At 69.9% G+C, this 17,087-nt stretch carries 15 protein-coding genes; 6 read left to right on the top strand and 9 right to left on the bottom strand.

Annotation, left to right across the window (positions count from 1 at the left end; genetic code table 11):
* Positions 1-44: 44 nt before the first annotated feature.
* From KWI83_RS25320 to KWI83_RS25305, 4 genes are all read right to left on the bottom strand, one after another.
* Entirely contained in the window at positions 45-950 is a 906-nt protein-coding gene (locus KWI83_RS25320) for a LysR family transcriptional regulator (protein ID WP_218516684.1), read from the bottom strand.
* A 231-nt stretch (positions 951-1,181) separates the two neighbouring features.
* A complete protein-coding gene (locus tag KWI83_RS25315; protein WP_218516683.1) occupies positions 1,182-2,339 on the bottom strand; it encodes a cystathionine gamma-lyase in 1,158 nt (385 codons plus the stop codon).
* Entirely contained in the window at positions 2,336-2,827 is a 492-nt protein-coding gene (locus tag KWI83_RS25310; RefSeq protein ID WP_218516682.1) for a low molecular weight protein-tyrosine-phosphatase, read from the bottom strand. Before KWI83_RS25310 ends, KWI83_RS25315 begins: the two co-directional genes overlap by 4 nt.
* 5 nt (positions 2,828-2,832) lie before the next feature.
* Complete coding sequence (locus KWI83_RS25305; protein WP_218516681.1) at positions 2,833-3,210, bottom strand: phage holin family protein; 378 nt, start codon at positions 3,208-3,210, stop codon at positions 2,833-2,835.
* Between the two features lie 58 nt (positions 3,211-3,268).
* Here KWI83_RS25305 and KWI83_RS25300 point away from each other — a divergent pair, with 58 nt between their 5' ends.
* The 4 genes from KWI83_RS25300 to KWI83_RS25285 all read left to right on the top strand — a co-directional run bounded on the left by KWI83_RS25300 (position 3,269) and on the right by KWI83_RS25285 (position 5,547).
* Positions 3,269-3,586 (top strand): cupin domain-containing protein, encoded by a 318-nt coding sequence (locus tag KWI83_RS25300; RefSeq protein ID WP_218516739.1) that lies wholly within the window; start codon positions 3,269-3,271, stop codon positions 3,584-3,586.
* Positions 3,587-3,786: 200 nt separating this feature from the next.
* Entirely contained in the window at positions 3,787-3,999 is a 213-nt protein-coding gene (locus KWI83_RS25295; RefSeq protein WP_196461551.1) for a DUF5326 family protein, read from the top strand.
* 285 nt (positions 4,000-4,284) lie between these two features.
* Entirely contained in the window at positions 4,285-5,010 is a 726-nt protein-coding gene (locus KWI83_RS25290; RefSeq protein ID WP_308122179.1) for a helix-turn-helix domain-containing protein, read from the top strand.
* A 99-nt stretch (positions 5,011-5,109) separates the two neighbouring features.
* Complete coding sequence (locus KWI83_RS25285; RefSeq protein ID WP_218516680.1) at positions 5,110-5,547, top strand: SsgA family sporulation/cell division regulator; 438 nt, start codon at positions 5,110-5,112, stop codon at positions 5,545-5,547.
* 83 nt (positions 5,548-5,630) lie between these two features.
* Here KWI83_RS25285 and KWI83_RS25280 read toward each other — a convergent pair whose 3' ends face one another.
* The gene (locus tag KWI83_RS25280; protein WP_218516737.1) at positions 5,631-7,277 is read right to left on the bottom strand and encodes a YibE/F family protein; all 1,647 of its coding nucleotides are present in this window, start codon (positions 7,275-7,277) and stop codon (positions 5,631-5,633) included.
* A gap of 590 nt (positions 7,278-7,867) precedes the next feature.
* On the opposite strand from KWI83_RS25280, the gene thiC reads away from it, so the two are divergent.
* A complete protein-coding gene (gene thiC, locus KWI83_RS25275) occupies positions 7,868-9,682 on the top strand; it encodes a phosphomethylpyrimidine synthase ThiC (protein WP_256362782.1) in 1,815 nt (604 codons plus the stop codon).
* Between the two features lie 713 nt (positions 9,683-10,395).
* On the opposite strand, the gene KWI83_RS25270 is transcribed toward thiC, so the two are convergent.
* Positions 10,396-11,370 carry an alpha/beta hydrolase gene (locus KWI83_RS25270; RefSeq protein ID WP_218516679.1) on the bottom strand — a complete coding sequence of 325 codons (975 nt, stop codon included), beginning with the start codon at positions 11,368-11,370 and terminating at the stop codon, positions 10,396-10,398.
* Between the two features lie 736 nt (positions 11,371-12,106).
* Here KWI83_RS25270 and KWI83_RS25265 point away from each other — a divergent pair.
* Positions 12,107-13,051 (top strand): alpha/beta fold hydrolase, encoded by a 945-nt coding sequence (locus tag KWI83_RS25265; RefSeq protein ID WP_218516678.1) that lies wholly within the window; start codon positions 12,107-12,109, stop codon positions 13,049-13,051.
* Positions 13,052-13,321: 270 nt separating this feature from the next.
* Here the strand turns inward: KWI83_RS25265 and KWI83_RS25260 are convergent, their stop codons facing one another.
* The 3 genes from KWI83_RS25260 to KWI83_RS25250 all read right to left on the bottom strand — a co-directional run bounded on the left by KWI83_RS25260 (position 13,322) and on the right by KWI83_RS25250 (position 16,952).
* On the bottom strand, positions 13,322-14,188 hold the full coding sequence (locus KWI83_RS25260) for a hypothetical protein (RefSeq protein ID WP_218516677.1): 867 nt from the start codon (positions 14,186-14,188) through the stop codon (positions 13,322-13,324).
* A gap of 193 nt (positions 14,189-14,381) precedes the next feature.
* Positions 14,382-15,485, bottom strand: coding sequence for a metallophosphoesterase (locus tag KWI83_RS25255; RefSeq protein ID WP_256362781.1), 1,104 nt, complete (start codon positions 15,483-15,485; stop codon positions 14,382-14,384).
* 360 nt (positions 15,486-15,845) lie between these two features.
* Positions 15,846-16,952 carry a LacI family DNA-binding transcriptional regulator gene (locus tag KWI83_RS25250; protein WP_218516675.1) on the bottom strand — a complete coding sequence of 369 codons (1,107 nt, stop codon included), beginning with the start codon at positions 16,950-16,952 and terminating at the stop codon, positions 15,846-15,848.
* Between the last annotated feature and the right edge of the window lie 135 nt (positions 16,953-17,087).

Raw genomic sequence — 17,087 nt, 5'->3', positions numbered from 1 at the left:
CAAACACCCGCCCACGGCCGATCGCTGGAGCCACCAATGCCGCTTCAGCACCAGTCAGCGGCCGCCCGTTGCAGCCACTCGTGCGCCCGCGCGATATGCGGCATGGCGAGCGTTCCGGTCCGCACCACCAGGAAGTACGTCCGCAGCGGCGGCACTGCTGGTTCGTGCAGGGCGACCACGTCACCGCGCTCCAGGGCGGGCGCGCACAGATAGCGGGGCAGCACCGCGAGCCCCGCGCCCGCGGCCGTGCAGGCCAGGACGGCGCGTAGGTCGGGGACGATGACGGTGCCGGACGCGGCCGGACGGGAGTCGAAGACGGAGGCCCAGTAGCGGGCGACGAACGGCAGCGACTCGTGCACCTCGACGACGGGAAGGTTCTCCAGGGCGGGCGCGCCCTTGTGGCGCAGTGTCCCGGCGTCGATCTCCTCCCTCCAGCGCGGGGCGGCGATCAGGACGTGCTCCTCGTCGCAGAGTGGAGTCGCGGTGAGCAGGGCGCCGCGTGGGCGGGCCGTGCTGATGGCCAGATCATGATGTCCGGCGGCCAGCCCCTCCAGCGTCTCCTCCGCGTTGCCGAAGGAGGCGCGCAGGGCGAACCCCTGGCCGTCCTCCCCGGTCAGTTCCACGAGCGCGGGCAGCGCCCGCTCGGCCGTGAACTCCGGAGGCCCGGCCAGATGCAATGTACGCAAGGAGGACTCGTCGTCGAGCCCGCTCTCGGCGATCTCCACCAGCGCGTCCAGATGCGGGGCGGCCTTGTGCGCGAGTTCGTCGCCGATGGTCGTCGGCGTCACCCCGCGCGCCTGCCGCAGGAACAGGGGACGGCCCAGCTGCCGTTCGAGCGTGCGGATCTGCGAGGTGACGGCGGGCTGGGAGAGGCCCAGCAGGGCGGCGGCGCGGGTGAAGGAGCCGGCCCGGTGCACGGTGACGAACGTGCGCAGCAAGGCCAGATCCATGGCGCGCCCCACCCCTTCCCGTGCACTGCTCCCACCCCTGAGGCAGGGCCCAACTATAAATAAGTCGATAGGTCTCTGTCGCTACAGTGATTGGACACTGACAGAGAGTCAACTAGCCTTGTTCGCGCGGTTCTTCGCGCGCAGAACCGAGGACGGTCCGAGCCACGAGGGGGGAGGCTCGGACCGTCCGTCTTACGTAGCCGGACCCCCACCGGGCGTCCGGGGCAGCGGTCACCGCGCCGACTCGTCCAGCGCGCGCAGCACATCCGCCACCAGGTCCTTGGGATCCTCGGCACCGACCGACAGCCGGACGAAGCCCTCCGGCACCGCGTCCCCTCCCCAGCGCCCGCGCCGCTCGGCGGTGGAGCGCACCCCGCCGAAGCTCGTGGCGTCGTCCACGAGCCGCAGCGCGTCGAGGAAACGGTCCGCACGCGCGCGCGTGGGCAGCGTGAACGACACCACGCACCCATGGCCGTGCATCTGCTGCGAGGCGATCTTGTACGACGGGTCGCTCGTCAGACCCGGGTAGCGCACCCCGAGATCCTCGTGCCAGTCGCGCAGCGCCTCGGCCACCGCCAGGGCGCCGGCGTTCTGCCGCTCGACGCGCAGCTGGAGTGTGGCGATCGACCGATGGGCGAGCCATGCCTCCATCGGGCCCGGGATCGCCCCGACGATCTTGCGCCAGCGGCGTACGGCGGCCATGGCCTCGGCGTCGCGGCCGACGACGTAGCCCAGGAGGATGTCCCCGTGCCCGGTGAGCTGCTTGGTGCCGCTGGCGACCGAGAAGTCGGCGCCGAGCTGCAGCGGGCGCTGCCCGAGCGGTGTGGCGAGCGTGTTGTCGACGGCGACCAGGGCCCCGCGCGCGTGTGCCGCCTCGGCGAGCCGCCGGATGTCGCACACGTCCAGCCCGGGGTTCGACGGGCTCTCGATCCACAGCAGCTTCGCGCCGTCGAGGACGTCGAGCTGGGCGTCGCCGCCGGTCGGAGCGGTGCGCACCTCGATGCCGTACGCCTCCAGCTGCGCGCGCGCCAGCGGCAGCGCCTGGTAGCCGTCGCTGGGCAGCACGACCGCGTCTCCCGTGCGCAGCTGCGAGAAGAGCACCGACGAGATGGCGGCCATCCCGGAGGCGAACACCAGCGTCTCGACGCCGTCCCGCCCGGGTGCCTCCAGCTCGCCGATGGCCCGCTCCAGATGCGTCCAGGTCGGGTTCTCGTCACGGCCGTAGGTGTACGGTCCCGTGGGGTCGCCCGGCAGATGGTAGTGGGCGGCGAACACCGGACCGGGCAGGGTCGGCTCGTACTTCACCGGCTCGGGCAGCCCCGCCCGCACCGCGCGCGTGCCCTCGCCGACGCCCCCCTCCGCGCACGCACCACCTGCGGAATCGCTCATGCCGCCCGTCCTTCCACGTGCTCGCGTACCGCGGCGAGCAGTCCCGCGCTCGCCGCCTCCACCATCTCAAGGCACTCCTCGAAGCCTTCCCGGCCCCCGTAGTAAGGGTCCGGGACGTCGAGGTCGTCGCCCGCGGCGGGATCGTAGGAACGCAGCAGGCGCACCTTCGCCGCCTCCTGCTCGGTGGGGGCGAGGCGGCGCAGTGCCTTCAGGTGCCCGGAGTCGAGTGCGATGACGAGATCGAGCCGGGAGAACCACGACGGCTGGAACTGCCGTGCGATGTGCTCAGTGTCGTACTCGTGCTGCTGGAGTACGGCCACGGTGCGCGGGTCGGCCGGGTCGCCCTCGTGCCAGCCGCCCGTGCCGGCGCTGTCGACCCCGACGAGGCCGTCCAGCCCCGCCTCCGCCACCCGCGCGCGGAAGACGGATTCGGCCATCGGGGAGCGGCAGATGTTGCCGGTGCAGACGAAGCAGACGCGGTACGTCACGGCGCTCAGTCCCGGTCCGGGAGGACGACGTTGAGCGCCCAGGAGACGATCGAGATGATCAGGCCGCCCAGGACGGCCGTCCAGAAGCCCTCGACATGGAAGCTGAGGTCGAGCTGGTCGGCGAGCCACGAGGTCAGCAGCAGCATCAGCGCGTTGACGACCAGGGTGAACAGGCCCAGCGTGAGGATCAGCAGCGGCAGGCTCAGCAGCTGCACGATCGGCTTGACCAGGAAGTTCACCAGGCCGAAGATCAGTGCGACCACGAGCAGCGTGCCGACCTTCTTCCCGGTGCTGTCCCCGGTCAGAGTGATCTTGTCGAGCAGCCACACGGCGACCGCGAGGGCGCCCGCGTTGGCGATCGTCTTGACTACGAAATTCATCATGTGTCTGATCGTGGCAGACGAGATCGGATACGAATACGGGCGCGAGGGCGACGAGGCGATGAAGGCATTCCGGCTGGACGAACTGGAGGCGGAGCGCGCCGCCAACGAGGGGGCCTACCTTCAGTTTCTGCGGGAGCGGAACATGTCGGTTGGTCTGTACGCGCTCAACGCGGGCGAGCACGACCCGCAGAAACCGCACAACCAGGACGAGGTGTACTTCGTCGTCAGCGGCCGCGCCGCGATCACTGTCGGGATGGAGACCACCGAGGTGGCCCGCGGCAGCGTGGTGTACGTCCCGGCCGGGGTGCCCCACAAGTTCCACCACATCAGCGAGGACCTGCGGGTGCTCGTGGTGTTCTCGCCGCCCGAGAACTGACCCGCCGACTCGGGGTTTCCGACGTGCGTGTCCCCGGATTCCCTAGGGGATCGGTCAGGGGAGGACAAGGGCTGCGACGCCCCCGTCGGACACCTCGCCGGCCCTAGCATCGAGGCAGGACATCACCAGGACCCGACGCGACCGGAGGGCTCACAGGGAGCCGTGCGGCCGACGGGCGCAGAGAGAGAAGGACAAGGGCGATGCGAGAGATCTTCGCGGGTCTGCCGTGGTGGGTGAAGTGGATCGCGGTGCCGGTCATCGCCCTGGTCGTGTTCGGCGGCGTGATAGCCAGCGTCGTGGGCTTTGTGATCGGCCTGCTGTTCAAGCTGCTGGTCTTCGTGGCCTTGGTCGGCGGACTCATCTACGTCGTACGGAAGTTCACGACGAACTCCTCGTCGCGTGGCGACTGGTGACAGGTGTGGGTGACGGGAACCGGTAACGGGAATGACCGGTTCCCTCGGGGGAGGGAAGTTTCGGGGCGGACGGTCTGCGAGCGGTGGCAGGCCAATAGAGTCCGGAACCCGACGCGGGGACAACCCCGCGAGCGGCGTACACACCCGTACACCCACTCCCGTGTTCACCCTGCACGGGCTGCCCCCTTCGCGCTTCGGGAGTGACCCTTGGCCACGGCAGACACCGCACCCGCAGACCCCTACGCACCCCCCACGCCCCAGCACAACGCCACCCTCATCGGGTCCGTGCAGCGCGCCATGCGTCTGCTGGAGGCCGTCGCCGAGCACGAGCACGGCGCCCCCGCCAAGCAACTGGCTCGTGAGACCGGCCTCGCGCTTCCCACGACGTACCACCTGCTGCGCACCCTGGTGCACGAGAACTATCTGCGCCGGGAGAAAGGGCTGTTCTTCCTCGGCGAGGCGGCCGAGCGGCTGAGCAGCAGCGGAGCCCGGCAGAAACGTCGCAGCACGGTCAACGAGGCCCTCGCACGCTGGCGGGATTCCATCGGCGTGCCCGTGTACTACGCGATCTACCGCGACGGCGAGATCGAGGTCATGGGCGTCTCCGACACCCCCGGCAACCCGGCGGTGGAGGAGTGGGCCGACTTCCGCGAGACCGGCCACGCGCACGCCATCGGACAGTGTCTGCTGTCCCAGCTGGACGAGAGCACCCGCCGGGACCACCTCGACCGCTATCCCGTGCAGTCGATCACCCCGTACACCGTCCGCGACAGCCGCACCCTGCTGCAGCGACTCGAACGAACGAGCCGGATGGAACCGGTGACCGAGCGCCAGGAGTACGCGCTGGGAACGGTGTGCGCGGCCATCCCGATCACTGTGGGTGACACCGCGGGGACGATGGCCATCTCCCTTCCCAGTCATCAAGTGGACCGACTGCTCCCCGCAGCTCGGCAGTTGCAGAGCGAGGTGGGCCGTGCGCTCGGGTCACTCGCGATCTCTATCAGTATCTGAAAACTCACTCCTTGTGATCTGGTGTGTACGTTCAGCAAGATGCCACCAGGTACCAGAGGTTCATTCCCGGCCAATCGAAGGCAAGTGACGGGGTAGGCGATGCGCGAGTCCGTACAGGCAGAGGTCATGATGAGCTTTCTCGTGTCCGAGGAGCTCTCCTTCCGCATCCCTGTGGAGCTGCGCTACGAGACGTGTGATCCCTACGCCGTGCGGCTGACCTTCCATCTGCCGGGGGACGCCCCGGTGACCTGGGCCTTCGGGCGGGAGCTGCTGATCGACGGGGTCGGGCGGCCGTGCGGGGAGGGCGATGTGCGCGTCTCGCCGGTCGAACCGGAGTCGCTGGGCGATGTCCTGATCCGGCTCCAGGTCGGCAGCGACCAGGCGTTGTTCCGCTCCTCCACGGCCCCGCTGGTGGCCTTCCTCGACCGCACGGACAAGCTCGTGCCGCTGGGCCAGGAGGGGTCTCTCGCCGACTTCGACGCACATCTCGACGAGGCGCTGGACCGGATTCTGGCGGAGGAGCAGAGCGCGGGGTGAGGCGTGCGACGAGATGGGTGGCGTAACGCTTCGCCTGGGGTCGGTGGGGTTGGTGTGGCTACGTCTGCGCAGGCTGCCGGTGCTCAGCGCTTGCGCCGTCGCCCCCTCCCGCTGCGGGCCGGTACCGGAGCTTCGGCGCCGCCACCGTCGGCGGCCGAGGCTGCGAGCCCCTTGCCCGGCCGGTCGGCCGACACCACCAGCGCCGCGAGGGCCGTGGTGACCGGCACCGAGGCCACCAGGCCGATCGAGCCGACCAGCGTGCGCACGATCTCCTCCGCGACCAGCTCGCTGTTGGCGACCGTGCCCACGCTGCTCTGGGCGATGGAGAAGAGCAGCAGCAGTGGGAGTGCGGCGCCCGCGTAGGCGAGGACGAGGGTGTTGACGACGGAGGCGATGTGGTCACGGCCGATGCGGATGCCGGCCCGGTACAGCCCGCGCCAGCCCATCGCCGGGTTGGCGTCGTGCAGCTCCCAGACCGCCGAGGTCTGCGTGACCGTCACGTCGTCGAGGACACCGAGCGAGCCGATGATGACGCCGGCCAGCAGCAGACCGCTCATGTCGATCGACGGGTACAGGCCGTGGATGAGGCCGGTGTTGTCGTCGGTGTTGCCCGTGAGCGCGGCCCAGCCGATGAACAGGGAGCCGAGGATGCCGATCAGCAGCAGCGAGATCAGCGTGCCGAGCACTGCCACGGATGTTCGGGCCGACAGCCCGTGGCACAGATACAGGGCGATCAGCATGATGGCGCTCGCCCCGACCACCGCCACGACCAGCGGGTTCGAGCCCTGCAGAATCGCGGGCAGGATGAAGAAGTTCAGCACCAGGAAGCTGATGGCCAGCGCGACCAGCGCCATGACGCCGCGCAGCCGTCCGACGGCCACGACGGCCAGTGCGAAGAGGCCCGCGAGCAGGGACATCGGGAGTCGGCGGTTCACGTCGGTGACCGAGTACTGCAGGTCCCTGGGCGCGGAGGGTTCGTAGGCGACCACGACCTTCTCGCCCTGGTGCAACTGGCGTGACTGGTCGGGCTGCACGATCTCGGTGAACGTACGGCCCGTGTCCTGGCCGGTGTCGATCCGGATCGTGGCCCGCTTGCAGGTGCCGTTGGCCTGCTGCTGGGCGGAGGATCCCTCGGCGGTGGAGGTGTCGCCGGTCGGTGTGTCCGCCGAGGCGTTGACCGAGTCGCAGGGCAACTCCTCGATCTTGGTGACCGTGGCCTGCTGGGTCTGCCGGTCGAAGCCGACGCCGGTGCGCTCGTGCGGCGGGGCGCCGCCGGGCCACAGCACGGCGAGACCGACCACGACGGCGGCGGCGAAGGGGATGAGCACCGCCGCGATGACCTTGCGCAGGTGCATGGAGACGGGCGTCGCGGGTCCGTGGGCGTGACTGTGCGAGTGGCCGTGCCCGTATCCGCCGCGGTCCCCGTGCCCACCGCCGTGCCCGTGCCCGCCGCTGGCGCTGTGTCCTGGCCCGTCACCGGGACCATGGCCGTGTCCTTGGCCGCTGCCATGGCCAGGACCGTGTCCGCGGCCGCCGCCGGGCCCGGAGTTCCTGTGGCCGTCACCCGGGCCGGAACCGTGGTCCTGCCCACCGCCCGGGCCGGGGCCGTGCCCCGGTCCGTCGCCGAGACCGGAGCCCTGTCCGGGAACACCTCCGGTACCAGCCCCGTGCTCGTGCCAGCCACCCGGCCCCGAGCCGCGCCCCTGTCCGCCCTCGGCGACGGGGCCCAGCCCTTGCCCCCGACCGTCGCGGTATCCGCCCACAGAGCCGTAGGGGCGGCCGCCGGGACCGTTGCCAGGACCATGCTCAGGACCGCCGCCGAGCCCGGGTCCGCCACCCGGCCCCATGCCTGCAGCGTCGCCCCGGCTCATGCCTGCTTCCATGCCAGCAGTGTCACCCGGGCCCATGCCTACTCTCCTGCCAGGAGCGTCACCCCGACCCATGCCCGCCCCCATGCCTGAAGCATCACCCCCACCCATGCCTGAGCCGCTTCCCGACCCCATGCCGGAGCCGGTTCCGCGCGGCGGTTCGTGCGGCGGGAACGGGGGCTGCTGATTCGTGGTCACCGACCGATCATCGCAAGAACGACCGGGGCCCTCTGTTCACCGCGCCCGAATTGACGCTAGCGTGGGGTCACCTTTGTACACGCGGGAGCTCGGAGCACCGGGCTGAGAGGGCGCTGACCTCCGTCTTCGCAATGTTTCACGTGGAACGTGACTCGCTGAGAGTGATGTTTCCCATGAAACTCCGGCAGACGGAAACCGCTGCGTCGACCGCCGAACCTGTTACCGGGTAATGCCGGCGTAGGGAGATAGGTCTTATGGCCAACAAGGACGCACGCACGCCTGCCTCCACCCAGAACGCGACCAACGACGCGAGCAACGGTGAGGCCGGGAAGTCCATCGGCTGGCACAAGGCGTACGTCGAGGGCTCACGCCCCGACCTGCGCGTGCCGGTCCGCCAGGTGCACCTCACCAACGGGCAGTCGGTCACGCTGTACGACACCTCAGGCCCGTACACCGACCCACTCGTCGACACCGACGTCCGCCGCGGCCTGCCGCCACTGCGGGAGAACTGGATCATCGCCCGCGGCGACACGGAGGAGTACGCGGGCCGTCCCGTCCGTCCCGAGGACGACGGGATCAAGCACACCTCGCCGCGCGGCGGGCTGCGCAACCTCGACGCGGTCTTCCCCGGCCGCCCGCGCCAGCCGCGCCGCAGCCGCGACGGCAGCGCGGTCACCCAACTCGCGTACGCACGCCGGGGCGAGATCACGCCCGAGATGGAGTACGTGGCCATCCGGGAGAACGTCGCGCCCGAGGTCGTACGCGAGGAGATCGCGGCGGGCCGGGCCGTACTGCCCGCGAACGTCAACCACCCGGAGATCGAGCCGATGATCATCGGCAAGCGGTTCCTGGTGAAGGTCAACGCCAACATCGGCAACTCGGCGGTGACGTCCTCCATCGAGGAGGAGGTCGAGAAGATGACCTGGGCGACCCGCTGGGGCGCCGACACGGTCATGGACCTGTCCACTGGCCGCAACATCCACACCACCCGCGAGTGGGTGCTGCGCAACTCCCCCGTCCCCATCGGCACGGTGCCGCTCTACCAGGCGCTGGAGAAGGTCGACGGCAAGGCCGAGGAGCTGACCTGGGAGATCTACAAGGACACGGTCATCGAGCAGGCCGAGCAGGGTGTGGACTACATGACGGTCCACGCGGGCGTCCGCCTGGCGTACGTACCGCTGACGGCGAACCGCAAGACAGGGATCGTCTCGCGCGGCGGCTCGATCATGGCGGCGTGGTGCCTGGCGCACCACAAGGAATCGTTCCTGTACGAGAACTTCGAGGAACTCTGCGAGATCCTCGCCGCCTACGACGTCACGTACTCGCTGGGCGACGGCCTCAGGCCGGGCTCGATCGCGGACGCCAACGACGAGGCACAGTTCGCGGAGTTGAAGACGCTCGGGGAACTCAACCGGATCGCGAAGCGTTTCAACGTTCAGACCATGATCGAGGGCCCGGGGCATGTCCCGATGCACAAGATCAAGGAGAACATCGACCTTCAGCAGGAGATCTGCGATGAAGCTCCGTTCTATACGCTCGGCCCGCTGACGACGGACGTCGCGCCGGCGTACGACCACATCACCTCCGGCATCGGTGCCGCGATGATCGCTTGGTGGGGCACGGCCATGCTCTGCTACGTCACGCCCAAGGAGCACCTGGGCCTGCCCAACCGTGACGACGTCAAGACCGGCGTCATCACCTACAAGATCGCTGCCCACGCAGCCGACCTCGCCAAGGGGCACCCCGGTGCGCAGGAATGGGACGACGCGCTGTCCGACGCCCGCTTCGAGTTCCGGTGGGAGGACCAGTTCAACCTCGCTCTCGACCCGGACACGGCACGTGAGTTCCACGACGAGACCCTCCCGGCCGAGCCCGCCAAGACGGCGCACTTCTGCTCGATGTGCGGGCCGAAGTTCTGTTCGATGAAGATCAGTAAAAGCATCACAGAGCGGTTCGGCGGTGCGGCGGCTGAGGGGGCCTCGCCCGAGGAGATCGCCGAGGGGATGCTCCAGAAGTCGAGGGAGTTCGCGGCGAGCGGGAACCGGGTGTATCTGCCGATCGCCGACTGACATAGCGAGGGGGCAGACCCGAAGGTCTGCCCCCACTTAGGGGTCCTTGCACTATGCCCGCCCGGGTCGCGTGGTCTGGTGCCGCACCTCGCCGCGTTGCCGAAACGCCCAGGTAGCTCCGCTACCAGGGCGCTCCGGCGCCTTGCGATGCACGGCACCAGACCACGCGACCTGATCGGACGCTCATAGTGCAAGGACCCCTTAGTCGTCGGCGGGCGCGGCATCGGCCACCACGCGGAGGCCGTCCGCTGATCGGCAGCGTTGGTGCTTCGGCATCGCTGCTTCCGGCCGGAGCTCCTCCGACCTGCCTCGGGTCCAGGACGATGTACTGCGCGTAAGCCGCCTCGGAGGGGCCGATGGGGATGACGACCGCCGTCACGCGGTCACCGACGCGTAAGTCGGTGTCCGTGCCCGCGCCGATCTGGGAAGATCCACCAACTGCGGTTTTTCCGCTTCGCCGCTCAGTGCGACGCTCGAAGGTGGATCCCCAGTGTCACATGGCCGGGATCCTGAACGCCCCGAAGCCGCCCGCCTCGTGCAGTGCCGCCGTGATCCGCGATCTTGGGGCGACCGGCCGGGGCTTACGACGACGGGATCCCCGGTGGCCTGCGCGAGTCGGCCCTCGCCCCCCGTGTCCGGCCGTCGTCCTCGCAAGTGGCTATCGTGCCCGGGCAGTCCGTCGCCCGGTCACCCCAAAGCCGACTTCGGCGCGTCTACGCTTCCTCGCTCGTTCCCAGGGCGTCGCTGAGGACGGCGATGGCCTGGGCGACGGCCGCGCGCGTGGCGTGGGTGTCGCTGAGCGGGTTGAGCATCATGAAGTCGTGCGTGATGCCGTCGTAGCGGACGGTGGTGACGTCAACGCCCGCGGCGCGGAGCTTGGCGGCGTAGGCCTCGCCCTCGTCGCGCAGGACGTCGGCCTCGTCGACGATGACGAAGGCGGGCGGCAGCCCGGAGAGCTGGTCGAGGTCCGCCTTCAGGGGAGAGGCGGTGATCTCGTTGCGCTGCGCCCGGTCCGGCGCGTAGGCGTCCCAGAACCACTCCATGGCCTTGGCGGTGAGGAAGTAGCCCGTGGCGAAGTCGGAGTAGGACTTGGTGTCCATGTCGGCATTGGTGACCGGGTAGTACATGGACTGCTGGACGAAGCGAACGTCGCCGCGTTCCTTGGCCATCAGTGTCAGTGCGGCGGTCATGTTGCCGCCGACCGAGTCGCCCGCCACCGCCATGCGGGCCGGGTCGAGACCGTGCTCGGCGCCTTCGCGCATGACCCACTGTGCGACGGCGTAGCCCTGCTCGATCGCCACGGGGTAGTGCGCCTCGGGCGAGCGGGCGTACTCGACGAACACGATCGCGGCCCGGGCCCCGTTCGCCAGTTCGCGCACCAGCCGGTCGTGGGTGTCGGCGTTGCCGAGGATCCAGCCTCCGCCGTGCATGTAGAGCACGACGGGGAGGGCAGACGCGGCGTCCTGCGGGCGGACGATGCGGACGCGGACGTCACCGACCTGCGCGGGAACGGTGATCCACTCCGAGTCGACGGGGAGCTTCTCGATCGGTTCCGCCTGGATGTCGTCGAGGACCTTGCGGGCCTTCTCCGGACCGATCTCGTACAGGAACGGCGGTTGCGAGGTGGCGTCGGCGATCTGCTGCGCGGCGGGTTCCAGAACGAGGGTGCCGCCGGACCGGACGGTCATGACGATCTCCTTGCGATCTCGGGATGGCTGATGAGCGGGAAGAACGCCGAGGAAGCGTGCCCGGCTGGGCCCCGGTACGGGGGCGGCCTCAGATGCTTCGGATGAACAGGCGCGGCAGCGGTAGGCGCGATATCACAACAGCTTCTCCCGCCCAGGTGGTGATCGCATCCGTCAGGCCCTGCAGCGGTCCACGTGGCAGGCTTCGTGCCCTCGTCGGCGGGAGACGGTGGCCGGTATCGCGTGCTCCATCATCGCGGCTGGGACGGGCCTCGTCGTCCCTTGTGGCGACCTTCCGGGCACAGGCCACCATGTGGGCCTCTTCGGCCAGGCCGGTACGCCGGCCAGGCCGCGTCCCAGCACCTCGGCAGGACGTCAAGCACAAGACCAGGGGTACGCCGCGGCACCCGGCTGCGGAAGACCGCGCCCCCGGCGCACCACGCCGTGACAAGCGCGGCGGACGCGCAACCGACAGCCGTACGGCTGCCTGAGCCCTGACCACGGAACGCGCAGAGTGGACACCCGCACCTGCCCGGCCTGACGGTGCGCTCGGCCTTCACCGCAACGACCGAGGCCCTGGAACGGCTTGAGAAACCCGGCAGCCCCTCTGTCACCTGATTGCACTTCCCGAAGTGCCCGTTCGCCATGGCACTCCGACGATCGAAAGCCGGAGATGTCAACGGAAGGCACGGAGATGAGCGCATCCCTTTCCACGATCCCTGGCGGTCTCATACGCGGCATGGGCTTGCTCGCGGCGTTCACCGCGACGTGCGGTACGGCGGTGTCACCAGCCTTCGCTGACGGCACGGCACCCCGGACCGGCGACAAGCCCACCGTTGTCCTCGTGCACGGCGCGTTCGCCGACACGTCCGCCTGGAGCGGGGTGGCCGAGCGCCTGCGCGCCGCCGGGCTTCCGGTCATCGCTCCGGCCAACCCACTCAGGGGACTGCAGCACGACGGTTCCTACATCGCGAGCGTGCTGCGCAGCATCAAGGGCCCGATCGTCCTCGTCGGTCACTCCTACGGCGGTTCGGTCATCAACGAGGCGGCCCTCGGCAACCCCAACGTGAAGGCGCTGGTGTTCGCTGCCGGCTTCCTCCCCGCGAAGGGTGAGAGCGCGGGCGAACTCGCCGCGAAGTTCCCCGGCAGCACCTTGGGACAGGCCCTGAGCAGGGTGCCCTGCCCGCTCCCCGGCGGCGGCACCGGATCGGACCTGTATATCAAGCAGGACATGTTCCACAAACAGTTCGCCGCCGACGTCCCGTCGTCGAAGGCCGCCGTCATGGCCGCCACCCAGCGTCCGGTGGTCGACACCGCCCTCACGGACAAAGCAACCGGCGAGGCATGGAAAACCATCCCGTCGTTCGACCTGATCGCGAGTGACGACAAGAACATTCCGGCCGCGGCGCAGCGCTGGATGGCCAAGAGGGCCAACGCCGTCTCCGTCGAGGTGCCGTCCTCGCACGCCGCACCTGTCTCACACCCCGAAGAACTCACCCGTCTCATCCAGCGAGCCGCAGGCGTCGCCTCGCCGTCCTCGCCGAGCCTCGCGGCCACCGGTCGCGACCACACCTGGACGCTGGTCGGCCTGGCCGCGGGCACGACAACGCTGGGGGCTGCTCTCGTCACGGTGATGCGTCGACGTAGGAACGCCGCGGCATCGCGTCTGTCGGAGGGACAGTAAAGCGCTCGGCGCAACCGAGGGCTCAGAAGGTGGTTGATCGCTCGGCACCGACAGGGACCTGGTCCTGACCGCCCCGCGGGGCAACCTCCAGGTCACCGACCTCGCGACCTGCCGATCGCGGACTGAGCCGAAACAACCCGACGGGGTCGCGAAGGCCGCGTCGCCACGGCCGCGCGACCGTCGTCGTCCCGGACCAGCCCGCACACGGCAGCGCACCGACACCACCGGATCGACGGCTTGCGCACCCCGGACGGGGGCGCAAGCCGCAGGTCATTCCGGCTTGTGGTCCGGGCCTCCGAAGTCCGGGCTGCTGTAGTCCGGGCTGGTGAAGCTCGGGCGCGCACCCGACGGGCCGTCACCGGGGCTGGTGAAGCCCGGGCGGTCGTAGCCCAGGTGCGGGATGCGACTGGTCGGGATCGTCGGAGCCGTACGGTGCAGTGCGGTCGGACCTGGGGCGGTGAGCGCCTCCCGGAGGAACGGCAGGATGCCGTTCTCCAGCAGGGCCTGGCGCCAGACCTCCCTGGCCCTGGCCACCTCGCCGCTGAGTTCGCCGTACGGTCCGGCTTCGCGCGAGGGCCGGTTGCGCAGTGCGGTGAGCAGCAGCCCGACGGCGGCGAGCAGGATCGCGACCGCGGCCACGGCGCCGAACACCCACCCGGTGGTGATCATGGTCTGGGCGATGCCCGGCTGGGGGTCGAGCATCTTCAGGGTGTAGCCGACGAGCAGGAAGATGGCCGCGGCCGTTCCGGCCAGGACGGGGGCCAGGACCGCGATGATGGCGACGGCGCCCGCGCCGACGGTCTCGGCGGCGGCCTCTCCCATGGTGGTGGCGAGCCCCACGGCGCCCGTGCCCGGCTCGGTGGAGCCGGATTCGCGGGCGGTCGACGGGGTGGACGGCGCCGGGCGGCGCAGTTCCTCGCGGACCTTCACGTAGTGCTGGTACTCGGTCGCCGCGGCCGCCGTGATGAGTGCGGTGGCGTTGAGCGCCATGGTGCGCAGCTGTTCGGGGTTGAGCCGCTGTCCCACAGCGGCCAGTTCCGGTCGGTGGTGTGCGGAGCGCAGCACCTCATCGAGGAGCCGCTCGTATTCCTGGCGGTCCTCGCTCAACAGGTGCTGCGGAACGCTGTTCATGTGCATCCCCCGATGCTCCGTAGGGCTTGGGGCTCGCACGCTGACGAGCCGTCGGGCAGAAACGGAGGGGAGCCTGCTACGGATAAGGCGATGGTAGAGCGGTGACGGTGCGCCGTGACAGGGGATTTGAAGAAATTGGCCCTTGGCCCGCGCCGTCGTGCGCCGGTCCGCCGTCGGGGTACGCCTGCCCCGGGAACGCTCAGATACCCAGGGGAAGTTGTTGGACCAGCAGCTTTCCGGCCATGGTCACCCCGCCGTCCATGGCGATGGCGAGGCCGTCGGCGTAGACGTGCGGTCCCTCGACCGCCGGGCCGGTGCCGTCCTCGCCGTCCTCGGAGCCGACCTCGCCGAGCAGATAGGGAATGGGGCTGTGGCCGTGAACGATGCGGGTGCCGCCGTACGTATCGAGCAGTGAGCGTACGGCGTCGGCGCCGCCCTCGTCGCGGAAGGAGAAGCGCTTGGTGAACTTGCGGAACAGGTCCCAGACCTCGTCCGCGTCGTTGCGGGTGAGGGCCTCGCGGACGTTGTCGTTGACGGCCTCGATGGAGTCGCCGTAGTCGAGATAGGCGGTGGTGTCGGAGTGGACGAGCAGATGGCCGTCGATCTCGACGAGCGCGTCGAGGCGGGCCATCCACTGCAGATGGTGGTCCTGGAGCCGGTCCATGTCGGTCTTCTGCCCGCCGTTGAGCAGCCAGGCCGCCTGGAAGGTGGCGGTGCCCGCGCCGGAGTTGACGGGTGTGTCGCCGAACCGCTTGGCGCCGAGCAGCAGCAGTTCGTGATTGCCCATCAGGGCCTTGCAGTAGCCGCCGGCCGCGGCGGCCTCGGCGGACAGCCGCATCACGAGGTCGATGACGCCGATGCCGTCCGGACCGCGGTCGGTGAAGTCGCCCAGGAACCACAGCCGTGCGGTCCCTGCGCACCACTGGCCTGCGGCGTCGATGAGGCCCTTCTCCTGCAGCGCGGCCACCAGCTCGTCGAGATAGCCGTGCACGTCGCCCACGACGTACAGGGGCCCGGGGCCGGTGGTGGACTGCGGCTGTGCGGCCGGGACGGCCAGCGGATCGACGCTCACCTGAACCGTGTCACCCCGGTTGATGACGGGCAGGTCGCGCTCCGTGGGCGTGTACTCCTCCGGGTAGTCCACCGGCTCGGCGACGGGGCTTGCGACCTCGCCGGGGTGCGCGCTGTGGACGTACGGGCCGGTCTCGTGGACGTAAGCGGGCACCCGGAAGTCGCGCAGCGTCGCCGTCCGCTCCACCTCGGGTCCCTGACCGGCCCCCTGAGTCATCGACCCCTCCACCATCGCGCCGCATCTGCACCGCATCGGACTGCCTGGTCGCAGCGGCCCGCGGTGTCGTGGGCCCATCATAGGAATGCGGATCGCGCCATGTGATGACCCAGGGGTGGTGAATCGGAACTGGACTCCGGTTCACCGCGGCTTTCGCCCCGATTGGGTCGGGCTTTCACCGGTCCGTCGACCGCGCCGCGCCACCCCTGTGGCGTGCTTCAGCCCCGCCGGTCGTTGGGATCATGCCGGTGTCGCGGGGCCTGGCACGGGCTCCCCCCAGCTCTTCGAGCAGGGGACCCCCAGCCGACATCGCCCCCGCTCGGGTCGGCTGAATGGCGCAGTTTCCCTCAGCCGACCTGATGCGAACGACCGGCCCTAGCCGGGCGTCCGCGGTGGGCTGACCGTGGTGCGTGGCGAGCGCCGCTGCGACGAGGTGCGCACGATCAGCTCGGTCGGTATGACCTGCTCGACCGGCCGGTCCGACTCGACGCCCTCGATGGCGTCGATGAGCAGCTGGACCGCGGCCGTGCCGATCCGGCGCGGCTTCAGGGAGAGCGTGGTGATGGGCGGCTCGGTGTTGGCGTACACGGTGGACTCGCTGCAGCAGACCAGCAGCAGATCGTCCGGTACGCGCAGTCCGTAGCGACGGGCGGCGGCGAGCAGGTCGGTGCCGTTCGGGTCGAACAGGCCGTAGACGGCGTCCGGCCGGTCGGGCCGGGCGAGCAGCCGGTCGGCGGCGACGGCGCCCGCGCAGGGATCGTGCGCCGGGTACGCCTCGTAGACCGGGTCCTGGCCGACGCGTTCGCACCAGTGCAGGTACGCCGTGGTGGACAGGTGTGTGTAGGTGTCGGTCGTGGTCCCGGTCAGCAGGCCGATCCGGCGGGCGCCGGCCTCGGCGAGGTGGTCGAGGATGCCGAGCACCGCGGCCTCGTGATCGTTGTCGACCCAGGCCGTGACCGGGAGCGTGCCGGCCGGGCGGCCGTCGGAGACGACCGGTAAACCCTGCCTGACCAGTTCGTTGACGACCGGATCGTGGTCGGAGGGGTCGATGACAACGGTGCCATCGAGGGCGACGTTCGACCACACGTCGTGGCGGGAGGTCGCGGGCAGGATGACGAGGGCGTAGCCGCGGGCGAGCGCGGCCGAGGTGGCGGCGCGGGCCATCTCGGCGAAGTACGCGAACTCCGTGAAGGTGAAAGGTTCATCCCCGTACGTCGTCACGGTCAGACCGATCAGCCCGGACTTGCCGGTACGGAGAGTTCGGGCCGCGGCCGAGGGGCGGTAGCCCAGCCGGTCGGCGACCTCGCGGACATGGCGTCGGGTGGCGTCCGGGAGCCGGCCCTTGCCGTTGAGGGCGTCGGAGACGGTCGTGATGGAGACTCCGGCGGCGGCGGCCACGTCTCTGATGCCCGCCCGGCCCGGCCGACTGCCTCGACGAGAGGTTTCCGCGCGGCTCACCTGGTGCTTCCCTGCTGCTGTCATGGCGAGCCGATAGTAGGGCTCATGCGGTGGGGTAGTGCGGACGCATATGCACCCGTTGACAGGCACGTTTCTGCAAGGTCATGAGACGCTAAATGCCTTGGATATCAAGGAGGTTGGGCCTTCCTGTTGCAGTAC

Origin of the sequence: Streptomyces sp. TRM70350 (assembly GCF_019219825.1) — a bacterium.
Classification (GTDB): Bacteria; Actinomycetota; Actinomycetes; order Streptomycetales; family Streptomycetaceae; genus Streptomyces.
The sequence above is the reverse complement of the archived record's forward strand: the minus strand, read 5'-3'. Positions and strand labels throughout refer to the sequence as shown.

Excerpts from the sequence above, each read along its gene's own strand:
- KWI83_RS25320 (WP_218516684.1), bottom strand. The coding sequence starts at position 950 with ATGGATCTGGCCTTGCTGCGCACGTTCGTCACCGTGCACCGGGCCGGC.
- KWI83_RS25315 (WP_218516683.1), bottom strand. The coding sequence starts at position 2,339 with ATGAGCGATTCCGCAGGTGGTGCGTGCGCGGAGGGGGGCGTCGGCGAG.
- KWI83_RS25305 (WP_218516681.1), bottom strand. The coding sequence starts at position 3,210 with ATGATGAATTTCGTAGTCAAGACGATCGCCAACGCGGGCGCCCTCGCG.
- KWI83_RS25300 (WP_218516739.1), top strand. The coding sequence starts at position 3,269 with ATGAAGGCATTCCGGCTGGACGAACTGGAGGCGGAGCGCGCCGCCAAC.
- KWI83_RS25295 (WP_196461551.1), top strand. The coding sequence starts at position 3,787 with ATGCGAGAGATCTTCGCGGGTCTGCCGTGGTGGGTGAAGTGGATCGCG.
- KWI83_RS25285 (WP_218516680.1), top strand. The coding sequence starts at position 5,110 with ATGCGCGAGTCCGTACAGGCAGAGGTCATGATGAGCTTTCTCGTGTCC.
- thiC (WP_256362782.1), top strand. The coding sequence starts at position 7,868 with ATGGCCAACAAGGACGCACGCACGCCTGCCTCCACCCAGAACGCGACC.
- KWI83_RS25270 (WP_218516679.1), bottom strand. The coding sequence starts at position 11,370 with ATGACCGTCCGGTCCGGCGGCACCCTCGTTCTGGAACCCGCCGCGCAG.
- KWI83_RS25265 (WP_218516678.1), top strand. The coding sequence starts at position 12,107 with ATGGGCTTGCTCGCGGCGTTCACCGCGACGTGCGGTACGGCGGTGTCA.
- KWI83_RS25260 (WP_218516677.1), bottom strand. The coding sequence starts at position 14,188 with ATGCACATGAACAGCGTTCCGCAGCACCTGTTGAGCGAGGACCGCCAG.
- KWI83_RS25255 (WP_256362781.1), bottom strand. The coding sequence starts at position 15,485 with ATGGTGGAGGGGTCGATGACTCAGGGGGCCGGTCAGGGACCCGAGGTG.
- KWI83_RS25250 (WP_218516675.1), bottom strand. The coding sequence starts at position 16,952 with ATGACAGCAGCAGGGAAGCACCAGGTGAGCCGCGCGGAAACCTCTCGT.